Origin of the sequence: Tepidibacter hydrothermalis, assembly GCF_029542625.1 — a bacterium.
Lineage (GTDB): Bacteria > Bacillota > Clostridia > Peptostreptococcales > Peptostreptococcaceae > Tepidibacter_A > Tepidibacter_A hydrothermalis.
The window spans coordinates 3,771,023-3,787,678 of sequence record NZ_CP120733.1 but is presented as its reverse complement, the minus strand read 5'-3'; the positions used below and the strand labels follow the sequence as shown (position 1 = coordinate 3,787,678).

14 protein-coding genes are annotated in these 16,656 nt (G+C 28.8%); 9 read left to right on the top strand and 5 right to left on the bottom strand.

The annotated features are described in order from the left end of the window. Window positions 1-83: 83 nt before the first annotated feature. From P4S50_RS17855 to P4S50_RS17840, 4 genes are all read right to left on the bottom strand, one after another. A complete protein-coding gene (locus tag P4S50_RS17855; protein WP_277732177.1) occupies window positions 84-2,150 on the bottom strand; it encodes a methyl-accepting chemotaxis protein in 2,067 nt (688 codons plus the stop codon). 155 nt (window positions 2,151-2,305) lie between these two features. Continuing rightward, window positions 2,306-3,262, bottom strand: coding sequence for an SGNH/GDSL hydrolase family protein (locus P4S50_RS17850; RefSeq protein ID WP_277732176.1), 957 nt, complete (start codon window positions 3,260-3,262; stop codon window positions 2,306-2,308). A gap of 205 nt (window positions 3,263-3,467) precedes the next feature. After that, complete coding sequence (locus P4S50_RS17845; protein ID WP_277732175.1) at window positions 3,468-5,270, bottom strand: M56 family metallopeptidase; 1,803 nt, start codon at window positions 5,268-5,270, stop codon at window positions 3,468-3,470. Further along, window positions 5,270-5,647, bottom strand: a complete 378-nt coding sequence (locus P4S50_RS17840) for a BlaI/MecI/CopY family transcriptional regulator (protein WP_277732174.1) — start codon at window positions 5,645-5,647, stop codon at window positions 5,270-5,272. Before P4S50_RS17840 ends, P4S50_RS17845 begins: the two co-directional genes overlap by 1 nt. Before the next feature lie 170 nt (window positions 5,648-5,817). On the opposite strand from P4S50_RS17840, the gene P4S50_RS17835 reads away from it, so the two are divergent. The 7 genes from P4S50_RS17835 (at window position 5,818) to P4S50_RS17805 (ending at window position 11,802) form a co-directional block, all read left to right on the top strand. Then, entirely contained in the window at window positions 5,818-7,023 is a 1,206-nt protein-coding gene (locus P4S50_RS17835; protein ID WP_277732173.1) for a DUF1835 domain-containing protein, read from the top strand. A 205-nt stretch (window positions 7,024-7,228) separates the two neighbouring features. Further along, a complete protein-coding gene (locus tag P4S50_RS17830) occupies window positions 7,229-8,044 on the top strand; it encodes a MerR family transcriptional regulator (protein ID WP_277732172.1) in 816 nt (271 codons plus the stop codon). A 58-nt stretch (window positions 8,045-8,102) separates the two neighbouring features. Continuing rightward, window positions 8,103-9,452 carry an MATE family efflux transporter gene (locus P4S50_RS17825; RefSeq protein WP_277732171.1) on the top strand — a complete coding sequence of 450 codons (1,350 nt, stop codon included), beginning with the start codon at window positions 8,103-8,105 and terminating at the stop codon, window positions 9,450-9,452. A gap of 171 nt (window positions 9,453-9,623) precedes the next feature. Beyond that, complete coding sequence (locus P4S50_RS17820; RefSeq protein WP_277732170.1) at window positions 9,624-10,211, top strand: class I SAM-dependent methyltransferase; 588 nt, start codon at window positions 9,624-9,626, stop codon at window positions 10,209-10,211. 113 nt (window positions 10,212-10,324) lie between these two features. Beyond that, window positions 10,325-11,002 (top strand): YeeE/YedE thiosulfate transporter family protein, encoded by a 678-nt coding sequence (locus tag P4S50_RS17815; protein ID WP_277732169.1) that lies wholly within the window; start codon window positions 10,325-10,327, stop codon window positions 11,000-11,002. A 26-nt stretch (window positions 11,003-11,028) separates the two neighbouring features. Further along, a complete protein-coding gene (locus P4S50_RS17810) occupies window positions 11,029-11,256 on the top strand; it encodes a sulfurtransferase TusA family protein (RefSeq protein ID WP_277732168.1) in 228 nt (75 codons plus the stop codon). An 18-nt stretch (window positions 11,257-11,274) separates the two neighbouring features. Then, window positions 11,275-11,802, top strand: a complete 528-nt coding sequence (locus P4S50_RS17805) for a YeeE/YedE thiosulfate transporter family protein (protein WP_277732167.1) — start codon at window positions 11,275-11,277, stop codon at window positions 11,800-11,802. Between the two features lie 98 nt (window positions 11,803-11,900). On the opposite strand, the gene P4S50_RS17800 is transcribed toward P4S50_RS17805, so the two are convergent. Next, window positions 11,901-12,791, bottom strand: a complete 891-nt coding sequence (locus P4S50_RS17800) for a LysR family transcriptional regulator (protein ID WP_277732166.1) — start codon at window positions 12,789-12,791, stop codon at window positions 11,901-11,903. A 277-nt stretch (window positions 12,792-13,068) separates the two neighbouring features. Between P4S50_RS17800 and P4S50_RS17795 the strand changes: the two genes are divergently transcribed. Continuing rightward, window positions 13,069-14,490 (top strand): APC family permease, encoded by a 1,422-nt coding sequence (locus tag P4S50_RS17795; protein WP_277732165.1) that lies wholly within the window; start codon window positions 13,069-13,071, stop codon window positions 14,488-14,490. Between the two features lie 340 nt (window positions 14,491-14,830). Next, window positions 14,831-16,531: an FAD-dependent oxidoreductase gene (locus P4S50_RS17790; protein ID WP_277732164.1), complete on the top strand. Its 1,701-nt coding sequence runs from the start codon at window positions 14,831-14,833 to the stop codon at window positions 16,529-16,531. The last annotated feature ends 125 nt before the right edge of the window (window positions 16,532-16,656 follow it).

Below are 16,656 nucleotides of genomic sequence, written 5' to 3'. Positions count from 1 at the left end.
CTATATGTAAATATAAAATACCCCCAAACTGACAAATATTATATGTTAGTTTGGGGGTATAATTATGAGATAATTATTGTTGATTATATTTTGAATTTTTCTATGTTTTCTTCTAATACATGAGTACTTTCTTTTGATTCTAAAACTTGTTGCATTACTTGGGTAGATTTATCACTTATTTTAGAAACTCCATTTACTATATTTGTAGTTCCCATTGCTCCATTAGAAGCTGCTTCAGCTACACCATCAATAGTTACTATGACATTTTGAATAGAAGCGAGTAATTCTTCTGAAGTAGAACTGAATTCAGTTACAAGCTCAGCTACAAACTCAGCATCTTCGCTATATTTTTCTGATACATCCAACATAGTTTTATAATCGCTATTCACATCTGTAGATACAAAAGTTAACAAACTATTAGAGCTATTAGAAAGGTGATTAACTGAAGATACAACTTTTGTTGTTACATCTTGTATTTCAAGAACGGTATCTTTTGATTGTTCGGCAAGTTTTCTTATTTCATCAGCAACAACAGAAAATCCTCTTCCAGCTTCTCCAGCTCTTGCAGCTTCTATAGCAGCATTTAAAGCAAGTAAATTAGTTTTTTCAGCTATATCCATGATAGATTCAGATAAAATATTGATTTGATTAACTATCTTTGAATCTTCAATTGCTTGCTCAAGTTGATCTTTTGTATTAATTATTACATCATAAGCTTTTTTCTGAGCTAAATTAACATTTTCTTTAGTAGCATACGCTCTTTTACTAATCTCATTAGCAGAGATAGCGCCATCTTGTGATCTTTCTGCAATAGAGTTGACAGCTGCTTCTATATCCTTGGAAGTCATAGACATTTGGCTAGAAGATACAGCAGTTTGTTCCATACTTGCAGCTAACTCTTCTGTAGTTGCAGCTATTTCTTGTAAGTCATTATTTAATATCTCTACATTATCTACGACATTATCTACTTTCACTTCGATAGTTGAAGATTCATTCTTAATATTATTAACTAAATCTACTAAAGAAATTTTCATAGTATTAATACCATTAGTAATAGTGCCTATCTCGTCTTTTCTTGCTAACAATTTAGTGTCAAGTGATTGAGAAAAATCACCATTTGAAATAATCTTTAAATGGTTAGCAGATTGTATTATAGGATTAGTAATTAATTTTGTACTTTTATTAATCAATAAAATTGTTAAAAGTAGCATGACTGTTGAAACAATAAGAACCATTAGAGAAACTTTTTTAGAACCTTCTGTTAATTCCTTTTCTGACATAAACGATGCTAAAATCCAGTCAGTACCAGCAACTTTACTTGGATTGACTATATATTCTTCACCATCAATATTAACAGAAAATGATTTTAAATCTTCTACTAATGTTTTTTCTAATCCGGGTATATTTACTTCTTTTATATTTTTAAAATTATTATCAGCATTATTTCCGTCCGCCATTATCATACCTGTATTATATAAAAGAATATAAAAACCTGTCTTACCTATCTTCATTTTGCTCAACATATCACTAATAACTGATTGATCAACGTCGATTCCTATTGTACCTAATATATTTCCATCGGCATCTGTGAATGAAGATACATTACTTATAACCATGGCACCACTAGTAGCTTTATACGGAGCTGTTCTCATAATAGCACCATTTCCACTTAAGCCTTTTTGATACCAGTCTCTAGACGTAGGATCGTAATTTTTACTTATACTAGTCTCTGGCCAGTTTAGAAAACCACCATCTTTAGTAGCTAAATATACATACAATGTACCGGGATGTGTATTTGCATATTGATCAAATACTTGATAAATACTTTGCTCAATAGGTCCATTTTGAGATGGAGTCATTTGAGTTTCTTCAGTAGCATCCATATAATTAGTAATTGTGTTATCAACTGCTTGAATTGTTAAAGGATCTTTTGCTAACATATTTATATTTTTATCTATTTGATCATAAAATATTTTGATAGAATTCTCTATTAATTCCATTTGCTCATTAGAATTATTGAAGTAATCTTTTTTTGCTTGAATATTAACCTTGTAACTAACCATAATTCCCACTGTTGCTAGCGAAAGTAAAATAATAATTACAGTAATAGTTAGAAATTGTGATCGAATACTTTTGAACCATGTAATCATAATTAATGCCTCCTTATAGGGTGTAATACCTTAATTATAAAGCTTTCAATTTGTACATAATATTGATTAAGATCTACACTTGCAACTATTTTTAAGCAACAGAGTCGTGAGACTTGTTGGTGACATGAGTCGTGCGTTAGCATGAAGCGAAATTTTTATTTGAAATTTTTCACTTTATTATACATTTCTTCTCCAAATGTTTCATGAACAACACGACTAAAATGCCATTCATCCCAGAAGTAGTATTGATCTGGATTTTCACGAGCTGGTTTAACTTCTGGATAAGTACTTTGACACTCTTTGCTTAATTCAACTAATCCATATTTTTCAGGATTTTTAGTTATCTTATCACTGACCTTAGTGTGGTCAAATACCATGATTGAAACGTTTAAATCTTTTTGAAGCTTATTCATAGTTTGAGGAAGGTTTTTATTTATACGTTCTACGAAAGTTTTAGCAGAGTCTGTTCTATTAGTAGTATTTTCATAAGGTACAAGTGATAAATCACTACTATTTACTACAAAAAATTTCTTGGCTCCAAGTTTAGATAATTCTTCAACAGCAGTGTTTATATTAGTGACAGCTTTATCGGCTACGTCTTCAACTGTACCTGGGCGTGAATAATCCATAAATAAAAAATAATCGTTTGCAGATGCAAAAATAAAATATAGAGCCTCAGGATCCGCCTTTGCTCCATTCAAACTTTTTTCGAATTTTTCAACTTGTCCTAACACTCCTGTATATCCTAAATGGTCCATCCAAGTAGAATAATTTTCTTTTCCTGTAGTAGCTCCACCAGTAGCATAATTAGTTAAATTTACATCTAATTTTTTTGCTAATACTTCAACTGTGGTAGGTCCATTTGAGTATCTATCATTCCAATATAATTCATCTGAAGGTTTTATATATGCTCCATCGGGGCTATCTTTTTGATTTACAATTTCTGTGGAAATCTTTTTTGCCTGTCCATTATCTGAATAACTGTCACCAAAAGCAAATACTTGAGTAAATTCTCCTTTAGTTTTATCTTTAGCTGTTACATACCAAATCCCACTAAAAACAAAACTACAAACTAAAAGCATTGTAATAACAAATTTGAAATCTCTTTTCACTTTAGTTCCTCCCTATCCCATATTTTTCATAGCATATATCTATGTTAATTATAAACAATTCTCAATTTGTTTTCTACATTTATTTGCAATAAAATCAATATTCTTACAATAAAACCAATATTATATAAAAAGTATTTTATAACAAAATAATATATCTAGAAAGAAACTTATGTTAGAAGTAAAAAAATAAAAAGCAAGAGAAAGACTAGTTTTTAGTCTTTCTCTTGCTTTTATTTGTTAACGAAAAGTGTTCATCTAATCTTTCTAACTGTAAATTTGCTCTATCTATTTTTATATCTTTTATTATATTATTTTCAGATAAAACATATATTCCTGCAAAAGGGGAAGTTATATCTTTACCTATAATAGGGTAAACAGTTAATTTTAAATTATCTTTTTTATTAAAAGCTTCGCTAGCACCATGTGTAAGATTGAATTTGTTTTTTAAATCAGATAAAGGTTTATTTAAGAATTCTTTCTTAAATTTAGATAAATTAGAATCTTTTTCTAAATAAGGCAAGTCTTTTTTATCAATATCACCTGATGTATAGAAGTTTACTTTATAATCAGAATCCTTCCAAGTGTTACTTGGTATACCTGAAAATTCATCAATCTTCATATCTACAATTTTATCGTTTTCCATGAATACATACAAAGCACTACTGTCTTCATCGCTTTTTATAGGGTATATGGTTTCATTAGACAAATTGTTTAATATTTCATCTGAGCTAAGACCCTTTGTATTTACGTAATAAGTATTTATATAAGGAGTTCCTAATGTTTTCCATATAAATTCGTAATCTTTACCTATGATCCAATTTTTATTATTCAATATTTTCTTTGCATCAGGTAGACCTAAAGGATATTCATCATTTTGCCCAATGGTTTTGCGAGGTTCTTGTTCTGAAATTTCGTTAGGAGTAGGGTTGGTGTTATTTTCTGGTTCACTAATGGAACTGCATCCAACTAGGGCTATTAATAAAAAGCTTATAAATGTTAACTTATAAGAAGTTTTTTTGAATTTTTTTATCATAACGATTCTCCTTTTTAGTTCATATTTATTTTCTAATATATTCGTAGATACTGGAATAAAGCTAGGCTTAGAAATATAATCTAATAGATCTATAATAATTTTTCCATAAAAAATATGTTTTTCTTTTTTCAAGTTATTCAATACATGTGCGTCGCAAGCTACTTCCATATCATTTTTCATTTTATAAAAACCTATCCATATAATTGGGTTAAACCAATAGATTAATTGATAAATCAATATAATCCAATTCATCAATATATCTTTTCTTTTTAAATGAGATAATTCATGGAGTAGTATTAATTCTAATTGTTCATTATCAAAACGGTATAAAATTTTTTCTGGTAAAAGAATTCTAGGAGAAAAAATACCAACTAAACTAGGTGTAGAAAATTTTGTTGTTTTTATTAATCTTAAATTTTGCTTTATTCCCAATAGTTCTTTGCAGTTATTGAGAATGGATAATTTTTGTGTATCTAATATATCTTCTTCCATACGTATTAACTTATTAGAACGAATTGTTTTTATAAAAACAATAAAGCTTAATAAAAGAAATCCTAGTAACCATATGTATGTAAAAATATTTTTAAGTGACTCAAATATATTAAATGTATTTTGATTTTCTTTTGCTGTTGTTGAAGTAGTGTCTTTTTCTTTTGAGATAGATTTATTATTGTTTAAATAAGGATATCTTATAAAGTTATTATAATTGTTTATATTACTTGAAGAATTATTATAATTAAATTGTGCTTTTGAAATATATTTATTTTGAGTAAAGTATTTTGGAACATTATATATACTTATATTGCTTTGAACAGTATAGGGAACAGTAAGTGATATAAAGAGTAGAAACCATATTATATAATGTGTTTGTGCAGTAAAAAATTTATTGAATAGAAATTTGACTGTCAATATTATCAATATCAAAATACTTGTTTTCAATGACATTATAAATAAAATATTAGTAAAATTTATCATTATTCATTTTCCTCATCTAATAGATTTTTTAATTCATCTATTTCTTTGGAAGATAACTTCATATCTTTTATAAAGTGAACAAACATAGCATTGAGGGAACCGTTGTAAACTCTTTTTAGAAATGAATGGTTTTCTATTTTTTTATAATCAGCTTCTTTTATTAATGGATAGTAAAGATAAGCTTTGCCATCTTTTTTATAATCGATTGCTTCCTTCTTTAGAAGTCTATTAATCATAGTTTTGATGGTTTTTTCACTCCAACCATTAGCTACATCTACTTGTTCTACGATATCCTGCGATTTTATAGGATTCTGTTTCCAAATAATTTTCATGATTTCATATTCACTATCAGATATTTTAGGTATTTTTTTATTCATATAATAAAACTCCTTTACTTATTATTACGTTTGTAATCTATGTTTAATATTACATCTGTAATCTTTATTTGTCAATAAAAATTAAAAGTGAGTAACGTTGTAGAACTCTTATCTTTAGGATAAAATACAATTATATTAAACTATTACGAATTTGAAGGGAGAAATAGACATTGAGTAAATTTGTTCATATTACTTTTGGAGACTCAGCTGCAGGAACATTAAAATATTTTTTTAAAACTAACAAGAATGAATTTAATGGTGAGATAATAAATTTTAGAGAAGACTATTCTATCGGACCAATATATGAAATTGATACTGAAATAGGACTAAAAAAAAGAATAGAATACTTTGAAAAAATATTTAATAAAATTTCTGTAGATGAGTATTATGAGGATATTGAAAAAGAATTTATCCACACATATAAAAGCATAAAAGATATTGATCCAGATTCAAAAGTTGTAATATGGTATGGGAAAAATACTAACGATCAAGTAGGACTTAGCTATTTAAGTTCATTATTAAGAAATAAAAATTTATATGAAGTTAATGTTTCAGATTCATATATAACAAGTTATAACGAAAATGGATATAATCCAAGAGCTTTTGGAGAGTGTGCTCCTGAAGAAATAAGTCATTTGATTTTAACAATGAAGAAATTAGAAAAAGAAAAATGTAATTTTTTAATAAATGATTGGGAAGATCTTAGAAAATCTAAAGAAAATTTGAGGATTTTAAAAGATAATAAAATAATTGGGGTAGATGAAAGCTATTATGATAATGATATATTATCAAATTGTACTTTCAACTTTAAAAAAGCAGCGAGAATTATTGGAGCTACAATGGGAAAGTCGGATCAACTTATTGGTGATACTTATATTGACTATAGAGTTAGAGCGTTAATTGAAAGTGAACAAGTTGAATATAGAGGAAAGCTTGAAACTATGAGAGATTTTGAAATAAGAGTATCTGGTAGTGTAAGTGACTTCTTCGAAAAATTATTTAAAAAGAGTTGTCAAATAGATGAAGATGGATTTTATCACTATTTGATAGAGAAAAAAGAAAATGAAATAGTAGTTGATACAACATATATAGCTGATTGGAATACAATTGATTTATCTAATAAATTAATATTAGATTGTGATGAAAATAATATGTTTTCTCTAATTTGGTTCAAAGAAGGTAGAGATCTAGTGAGTATAAATCACATTTTAATAGATAATATTGAATATAGAATAGAAATGCATGAAGATGAAAATGGTAAGGAAATAAAGACAGAGGCAATAATACTTATTTCGGATCATTTAATAGATAAGCAGTTAGAAATTCAAATTAAACCTTATATTAGCATTGCCTTGAAAAATCAGTTACCAATGTAATAATAAAATAATAGGAAGTTATATAAAAAAGTTAGGAAATATTTTTCCTAACTTTTTTAATTATTATAGAGAATAAAATAAATTATTAAAATAAGCACAAATAAATGTAATAAGTATAATAGAAAATATATATTTGAGATATAATCAAACTATAGTAATTCGTAATTAAGAACTAAATCTATATAGTTATATTATGGAGGATTTTATGAAAAAACATTTTTCAATAGGAGAAACAGCTAAGATTAATAATATATCTATTCAAGCTCTTAGACTATATGATAGAATGGGGCTTTTAAAACCTGCTTATGTTGATCCGCAGAGCAATTATAGATATTATACAATAGATCAATTTATATATTTAGATTTAATAAAGTATTCAAAATATATAGGAGCTCCTTTAAAAGAGCTTGGGGAGGTACTACATAACAACGATATTGTAAAGGTGTTATCATTTATAAAGAAGCAACAAGATATAGTAGAAAAAGAGATAGTTAGATTAAAGAAAATAAGTGAGGATATAGGACGTATAGAAGATAAAATAAAATATGCAATAGAATGCAAAGAAACTAACGAAATATATTTTAGAGAAATTGAGAAGAGATTCATTATGGATGTTTTATTGAGTAAGAAAGATAAAGAAAGTGATATTGAAATAAAACTTAGAAAATTAGATAAAGTTTTGGAATCAAATGATATGAGCTTTGAAGGAGAAACAGGGTATTTTATTTATTTAGATTCATTTTTAAATGAAGGTGAATTATCTTATAAGAGTCTTTATTCAACAATTTATATTGATGATATTGAAAATAACAAATTAGACATTAAAGATATACCAGAGGGGAAATTTATATGCATAGCATATTTTAAGAATGAAAGAGATATTGCTATAGACAAGTTAAGAAAATATATAAAAGAAAATAACATTAATCCTACAGGTATTGGAGTAGAAGTTCAGCTATTTAACACATTGGAACAATGGGAGAATGACGATTTATTATATGAGTTACAAATTTTAATTTAAAACTATTGACTCTATACATAGTATAGACTTTATAATCTTTTCTAGGAGGGATGATATTATGAAGTCATTATGGAAAGAGTTTAGAAAATATGCAGTGCCATCTGTAATAGGTATGATGGTTTCGGCACTTTATATAGTTGTTGATGGAATATTTGTAGGTAGAGGAGTAGGAGCAAGCGCTTTAGGTTCAATAAATGTGGCTTTGCCTGTTACAACCTTGATGATGGCTATAAGTATGATGATAACTATGGGTGGGGCAGCAATAATGTCCATAAAATTTGGAGAGAATAAGCATGAGGAAGGTAATAATATATTCTTAGAAAGTTTATTCTTAATAGTAGTTATAAGTGCTGTATTATCGATAGTGAGTGTTGTTTTTCCAGAGCAAATAGCTAGAATGCTAGGTGCAAGCGATGAGCTGGTAAAAGGTACGGCTGAATATCTTCGTTATTATATGATGTTTGGTATTGGATTTTCAGGTAGTTTAGCTTTAAGTGCATTTGTTAGAAATGATGGAAATCCAAATTTGGCTATGATTTCTCTTATTTTAGGAGCAATAACTAATATAGCTTTAGATTATACTTTTATATTTATATTTAAATTAGGAATAGCTGGTGCTGCGATAGCTTCAGGATTAGGACAATTAGCGAGTGTATTACTTCTTTTAACTCATTTTGCAAGAAAAAAAGGAAAACTTAAGTTATATATGCCTAAGCTAAATAAGGCTGATCTTATAAGAATTTTAAAGACAGGAACACCAGAGTTTATGGTTCAGGTATCACCTGCAATTAGTGTATTTGCTTTTAATCAGGTTATAATAAGAAGAATTGGAGAAATTGGTATTGCTGGATTTAGTATAATTGGATATATAAGTACTGTACTTTTGGCATTGTTTATAGGTATTTCTCAAGGAATTCAACCGTTGCTAAGTTATAACTATGGAAAAAAAGATTATGATAAAGTAAATAAAGTATTTAAAATGGGATTAAAAACTAATTTTGTAGCTTCAACATTAATATATTTAATGTTGTTAGTATTTGGAGAACAAATAATTAGTATTTTTAATAATGATAAAACACTTATAAAGTTAACTTATGATGCTATGATAATTTATGGTTTCTCATTTGTTATAGCTTCAATAAATATAGTCAACGTGACTTATTATCAATCGACAGAAAAATCAAAGATAGCAAATATTATATCTACAAGTAGAGGGATGGTATTTACAATAGTATTCTTAATAGTGCTTCCTTTGATAATAGGAGATATAGGAATTTGGGTTTCTATTATTTTAGGTGAAGTTGCTACTTTAATTTTGATAATGTATTTGGTATATGGTAAAAAAGTAAATATTAAATTTGATAAGAAAGAGATTAAATTATGTAATAATAAAGATATAAAAGCATAAAGAAACCTCCTGAATTACCTTATGGTAAAACAGGAGGTTTATTTAATACAAAAGTATCCTGTTTACTAATATATTGAGGTAACTATATAATAGTTATACAGTTAATTGTTGATATTGACTGTATGCGTGATTCGAAGACAAAATAGTGAAACAGCGAAAAGGAGAAATATAATGGAATTAACACCAACAATATTTAATATATTTATGAAACCATTTGAAAAGAAAGCTTTGCATAAACGAAGAAGCGAATTAATATCTCAAGTACATGGGAATGTACTAGAAATAGGGGCTGGAACAGGGGTTAATTTCAATTATTATAGAAATGAAAAAATATCAGAACTAACAATAGTTGATATAAAGTTCAATAATATTATTAAAAATCATTCATTAAACAAGTCTATAGATATTAATTTTATAGAAGGAAATGCAGAAAAGTTACCATTTGAGGACAATACATTTGATTCCGTTGTATCTACTTTAATATATTGTTCAGTAGATAATCCAGATATAGTACTGAGCGAAGTATTTAGAGTGTTGAAGCCTGGAGGACGAGTTTATTTTATTGAACATGTCTTGCCAGAACAAGTACATTATAGAAAATTATTGAACACATTAAATGGGGCATGGAAAATGATAGGTAAATGTAATGTGAATAGAGAAACTTTGAAACTTATAGAAAAGGCAAACTTTAAAGTTGTTGATTTTGAAATGTTTGGCAAAGCATGCTTTATATTTATCAAAGGAATAGGAGTCAAATAATAGACTTGTAAAAATAATGTAAGTAGTGCAGATTGTTGAGATGTAAGAATGAATACTATATAATTATGTAAAGTGATATATAGGTATTAACTCTGTTTAAAAAGGATGATATTATGTTATCAAATGAAATGGCTGATTTAATTAAACAACGTGAGAGAAAAGGAAAAAAGAAAAAAAGTCAGATTCCGTATAGTATTGGATTGATTTTAATTGCAATAATATTATTTATTATACTTTTACAAAAGCAATATACGTATGCTGTATGTTGGATATTGGGAATTGGAATAGGAATTGTTTTAAGATATTCACGATTTTGCTTTTCAGCAGCATTTAGGGACCCTTTTCTTGTTGGAAATACTAAATTACTAAGGGCGATGTTGCTGGCAATGATTATAAGTACTATTGGGTTTGCTGTTGTACAACATAGTTATCTTCAACATAATCCTATTGATTATGATTTGATTCCAGGAGCTGTAACTTCTGTAGGAATACATGTAATGATTGGAGCTTTTTTGTTTGGAGTTGGAATGATAATTGCAGGAGGATGTGGCTCAGGTGTATTGATGAGAATAGGGGAAGGACATGGTTTACAATGGGTTGTTCTTATTGGTTTTTTGATTGGAACTGTTCTTGGAGCTAAGGATTATTCGTTTTGGTATAACAATATTATTGAAAAATCAAAGACTATTTACTTCCCTGAATATTTAGATTTTAGGATTGTTGTAGTAGTTCAAATAGCAATATTATTAGGTCTGCATAGATTAGCATCATGGTATGAAAATAGACGTTGAAAAGATATATAAATGGGGGAGAAGTTATGGCAGTAAGAGAAATAGATTGTTTATATGAAGCATGTCCTGTTCCTATACTAAAGGCAATGAAGGAATTAAAAACAATGGATCCTGGAGATATTTTAATACTTCATTCGGATCATAGTTGTGTAGGCGTTGCTTTTAATGAATGGGGAGAAAAGAATAACTATCCGATACAAGTTGTTGAGGTAGAGGATGGAGAGTGGGAAGTATATATTGAGAAGCCAAAATAAAAGTAGAGGGGGTATATGATGAAGTCCATTACAAAGTGGTTAAAAAAGCCATGGCCTTATTGGGTAGGTGGAATTTTACTAGGACTACTGAATGTTATCTTACTAGCTACTAGCGGTATAAGTTGGCAAATTACAAGTGGATTTTTACTGTGGGGAGTTGGAATTTTACAATTGTTCGGATTAGATCCTTTCAGTTGGGAGTATTTCAATCATTTTCAACATTATTATAGCTCTGTAATTGTAGAACATAACGCATTCATTAATAAATATACAATTTTAAATATGGGTGTTATCGTAGGATCTTTGATAGCTACATTGATGGCATCTCAATTCAAATGGAAGAAAATAAAAAGTAAAAAACAGTTTATTTTTGCATTACTCGGTGGAATTATGATGGGGTACGGAACAAGACTAGCTACAGGATGTAATATAGGTGCTTTTTTCAGTGGAATTCCATCATTCTCTTTGCATGCGTGGGTGTTTGGCGTTTTCGCTATATTAGGAGCATGGGTAGGATGCAAGATTTTAATAAAATTTTTATTGTAATAAAAAGAGGGCTTATGCCCTCTTTTTTAAATATAAATAAACTATATGACTTTCGACTTGTGCATAAGATTGATTGGAAATCTGCACTTACGAATTTTTTAGCAGAATCCTCTTTTACTAGAAATAATAAAGTCTACAAACATTTGCTCATAATGAGTAAATGTATATTTTTCTCTAGAAGCTACATAATACTCAAAAGGAATTTTAAGATCATCTACTTCAACTGGTTGAATTAGATTTTCTTTTAATTCTTGTTGAATGATCAACTTTGGTAAAAAAGAAAATCCTTTCCCTGAAAGAATAGAAGATTTAATAGCTTCTGGGGAATTTAAATCATATACAACATTCAGTTCTTGCATATTAAGGCCCTTTTCTTTCAATGCTTTTTCAATTAAGTATCGTGTTCCTGAATTTTTTTCGCGTAGAATCAAAGGAATTTCTTTAAGTTCTTCAATTGAAATTTGTTTTGGAGAATCAGAATGGTTTCCTACTAAAAGTAATTCATCAGATATAATAGTTTGAGTAACTATATCATCTTCTTTTGAGTCGTGTTGAATTATTCCAATATTAATAGTGTGTTTACGCAAATTTTCAATTACATTAGCAGAGCTGTTGACTTCCATACGAATATCTACTTCTTTGTTAAGCTTTTTAAATGTATATATGCTACAAGGAAGTGCATATTCTCCTACACTTTTGCAAGAACCTATCATTAGCTTTGGTCGATTTTGTTGTAGATCTTTCAAATCACGTTGAATATTTCCTTGAATTGACAGCAATGTATCTGCATAGTCGAATACGACTTTTCCTTCTTCAGTTAATTCAACTCCTTTATTACTTCTCTTTAGAAGACTTGCTCCCAGTTCCTTTTCCAAGTTTTGAAGCTGTATACTTAGTCCTGGCTGAGTAAGATGAAGATTTTTTGCTGCTTTTGATATACTGTTGCATTTTACCGTTATATAAAATGACTGGAGATATTGTAAATTCATATCGTCACATCCTTGAAATGATAAAAAAATATTAAAATACCTATTAATATTATCATTATATTATACAAAAATAAATATCTTTATACAAAATAACAAGCCATATAAAGCTAAATTGTAGAAGATTTAACGAAATATAAAAGATTCTTATAGTGTATAAAATATAGTTATGATAAAAATATAGGCACGTATATTATAATAAATTGAGACAAAATTAACAAATGTAATTTAAATGATATCGATTTAATGATATACAAAATTACAGGATGGAGTATAAGGTATGAATCAAAATACTGAATTAAAAAGGAATTTAAGTCCCTTAAATATAGTTGCATTAGCATTGGGCGCTATTATTGGATCAGGATGTTTTTTATTACCTGGTGACGTGTTTTTAAAAACAGCAGGACCATTAGGAACTGTTATCGGATTATTTATTGGTGCAATAATGTTGTGTATTATCGCATATAATTACGGGTATATGATTAACAAATATCCAGTAGCTGGAGGAGAATATGCTTTTTCATTTAAAGCTTTCGAAAGAAATCATGCTTTTATTTGCGGATGGTTTTTAGTCCTTTGTTATATTAGCATTGTACCTTTTAATGCTACTGCTTTAGGTGTGATTAGCAAACAGGCTTTTCCAGGAATTTTTGAAATAGGCTATTTATATTCAATAGAAGGTTCAAAAGTATTTGTAGGTGAAGTTTTACTTGGTATAGTAGCAGTAATTATCTTTGCATATACAAATATAAAAGGTGTAAAGATGACAGGTAATCTGCAAAATATTATTACAGGTTCTCTAGTAGGTTCAGTCTTTTTTCTTTTAATTGCTATATTAATAAATAATGAAGTTGAATATAGCAATTTTATACCTATGTTTCCTTCAAATATAAATCCAATAAAAGGTATATTATCTATTGTAGCAATAACCCCATTTTTATTCGTTGGATTTGATTCTATTCCACAAGTTGCAGAAGAATATGATTTTTCTCCTAGACTTGTTTTTAAATTAATGTTAGCAACGATTTTTTTTGGTTTTTTCATGTACATTTCAGTTAATACTATTACAGCTATTGTGTTTCCGTGGGAAGAATTTATATTAAGCAATCCTGACTGGGCAACTGGACAGGCTGTTCAATACATATTAGGTAAATTTGGTATGATGCTGTTATTTATATCATTATTTGCCGCGATAATAGCAGGTATAAATGGATTCTATGTTGCAGCTAGTAGGCTTTTATATTCTATGGGTAGGTCAAGTGCATTGCCGTATTGGTTTGGTAAATTACATCCTAAATATAATACTCCAGCAAATGCTATAATTTTTGTTGGAGCTTGTTCGATGATAGCTCCTTGGTTTGGGCGTGAAGTTCTAGGGTGGATAGTAGATATGTCTTCACTTGGAGCAGCTGTAGGTTTTTTACATACATCCATGGCATCGTATAAAATAGCAAAAGAGAGTAATGACTTTGAAAAAAACAAACTACTTAAAATAAGTTCAATACTAGGATGCATTTTTTCATCAGGATTTCTTGGATTACTGTTGATTCCAGGACTACCTTCATCTTTATCAAAACAGGTATTAATTATTTTAGGTTTATGGATTGTTTTAGGAATTGTATTCTATTTAGCAGTCTGCAAAGAATACAGAAGTCTTTCTCATCAAGAACTTGAAGATAAAATTTTTAATAAAGCAGTATAGGAAGAGGGCATATGCCCTCTTTTTGTTTGTAGCAACTAGACGATTTTTTATAATTTAATTATATGAATTTCAATAATCATATAACGTTTATGGAAGAACTATACTTACAACTATTTTGAGCAACGGAGCCCGTTAGGACTCGTTGGCGACATGAGCTTATGCGTTAGCATAAAGCGAATTTTTGTAGATGTTTTAACAAAGTATAAAAAACTCTTATAGTGCATAACACATGCTTATTATGAAAAGAGAATAAGGTGCATTATAATTAATTTGAGAGGAAATTAACAAAGAGAAACTTTAAAATACATAGTTTTAAATTAATATAGTGGAGGTATTATAAATGAGCAGAAAAATTTTAATAGTTGGGGGAGTTGCAGGTGGAGCATCTGCAGCAGCTAGATTAAGAAGACACAGCGAAGAAGATCAAATAATAATGTTTGAAAGAGGACCTCATGTATCGTTCTCAAATTGTTGTTTACCATACCATCTAAGTGGTGTAGTAGAAGGTGCAGATGATTTAGTTCTTATGCATCCAGAAAAATTCTTAAAACAATATAAGATAGAAGCTAGAGTAAACAATGAAGTATTATCAATTGATAAAGAAAATAAAGAAATAACAGTTAAGAATGTATTAACTGGTGAAGAATATACAGAAGCATATGACAAATTAATATTGTCTCCAGGGGCAAAGCCAATAGTTCCTCCGATTCCAGGAATTGAAAACGTAAATACATTTTCAATTAGAAATGTTGTAGATATAGATAAGTTAAACAAGTTCGTGAAATCAATAGAAACTAAAAATGTATCAATAATAGGTGGAGGATTCATCGGAGTTGAAGCAGCTGAGAATTTAAAAGAAGCTGGTTACAATGTAACTTTAATAGAAGCCATGCCTCAAATTATGAAACCATTCGATTATGATATGGTGCAAATTTTACATAAAGAGTTACATGATCATGGAGTAAATCTAATCGTAGGAGACAAAGTAAGTTCTTTTGATAAAAATACAGTTATTCTAGAATCAGGTAAAAAAATAGATGCTGAAGTAGTTGTTATGGCAATTGGTGTTATTCCAGAAACTGAATTAGCTGTAAAAGCAGGATTAGAATTAGGACAAACAGGAGCAATAAAAACAGATCAAAACTACAGAACTAATGACAAAGATATATATGCTGTAGGAGATGCTATTGAAGTTTATCATGCATTAACTAACTCTGTTACTAAATTACCTTTAGCAGGACCTGCTCAAAAGCAAGCAAGAGGAGTAGCAGATCACATAAATGGAATGCCTATACTAAATACAGGTTTCATAGGATCATCTGTAATAAAAGTATTCAATTATAATGGAGCTTCTACAGGATTAAATGAAGGTTTAATCAAGGCTCTTAATATGAATATAAAATACGATACAGTTAAAATAATTCCAGGGGATAAAGTTGGATTAATGCCACAATGCGAAGGTGTACATTTCAAATTAGTATATGAAGTACCAACAGGAAGAGTATTAGGAGCTCAAGCAATTGGTAAAGGAAATGTAGACAAGAGAGTAGATGTAATTGCTACAGCTATTAAATTGGGTGCAACTGTAGATGATTTAAGAGATTTAGAATTATGTTATGCTCCACCATTTGGAACTGCTAAAGATGTAGTAAACTTTGCAGGGTATGTAGCTTCTAACTTATTAAATGGTTCATTTGACCAAGTGCATGCAGCTGATGTAAGAGAATTAGTAGAAAACGGTGCTTGTGTAATAGATGTAAGAGAAAAAGATGAATATGAGCAAAGTCATGTAATTGGAGCTATTAACTTACCTCTTAGTGAATTTAGAGAAAGATTAGATGAAATACCTACTGATAAGCCGCTTTACTTACACTGTAGAAGTGGACAAAGAAGTTACAATGCAGTATTAGCACTTCAAAACTTAGGATTTAAGAATCTTTATAATATATCTGGAGGATTTATGGGATTATCTTTCTATGAATACTTTAATGATCAAACAACTGATAGAAAGATGATAGTTACAGATTACAATTTTGAATAAAATTCGTCTAGTCGCTACGCACTGATTCATGTCGCCAACGATCCCTGCGGGCTCCGTTGCTCAAAAATAGTTGAAAGTGTAGTTGTCTTATCAATATCATCATAATTGGAAGTATAATTTTCTAT

Coding starts and splice junctions, on each gene's coding strand:
- P4S50_RS17855 (WP_277732177.1), bottom strand. CDS start 2,150: ATGATTACATGGTTCAAAAGTATTCGATCACAATTTCTAACTATTACT.
- P4S50_RS17845 (WP_277732175.1), bottom strand. CDS start 5,270: ATGATAAATTTTACTAATATTTTATTTATAATGTCATTGAAAACAAGT.
- P4S50_RS17840 (WP_277732174.1), bottom strand. CDS start 5,647: ATGAATAAAAAAATACCTAAAATATCTGATAGTGAATATGAAATCATG.
- P4S50_RS17830 (WP_277732172.1), top strand. CDS start 7,229: ATGAAAAAACATTTTTCAATAGGAGAAACAGCTAAGATTAATAATATA.
- P4S50_RS17825 (WP_277732171.1), top strand. CDS start 8,103: ATGAAGTCATTATGGAAAGAGTTTAGAAAATATGCAGTGCCATCTGTA.
- P4S50_RS17820 (WP_277732170.1), top strand. CDS start 9,624: ATGGAATTAACACCAACAATATTTAATATATTTATGAAACCATTTGAA.
- P4S50_RS17815 (WP_277732169.1), top strand. CDS start 10,325: ATGTTATCAAATGAAATGGCTGATTTAATTAAACAACGTGAGAGAAAA.
- P4S50_RS17810 (WP_277732168.1), top strand. CDS start 11,029: ATGGCAGTAAGAGAAATAGATTGTTTATATGAAGCATGTCCTGTTCCT.
- P4S50_RS17805 (WP_277732167.1), top strand. CDS start 11,275: ATGAAGTCCATTACAAAGTGGTTAAAAAAGCCATGGCCTTATTGGGTA.
- P4S50_RS17800 (WP_277732166.1), bottom strand. CDS start 12,791: ATGAATTTACAATATCTCCAGTCATTTTATATAACGGTAAAATGCAAC.
- P4S50_RS17795 (WP_277732165.1), top strand. CDS start 13,069: ATGAATCAAAATACTGAATTAAAAAGGAATTTAAGTCCCTTAAATATA.
- P4S50_RS17790 (WP_277732164.1), top strand. CDS start 14,831: ATGAGCAGAAAAATTTTAATAGTTGGGGGAGTTGCAGGTGGAGCATCT.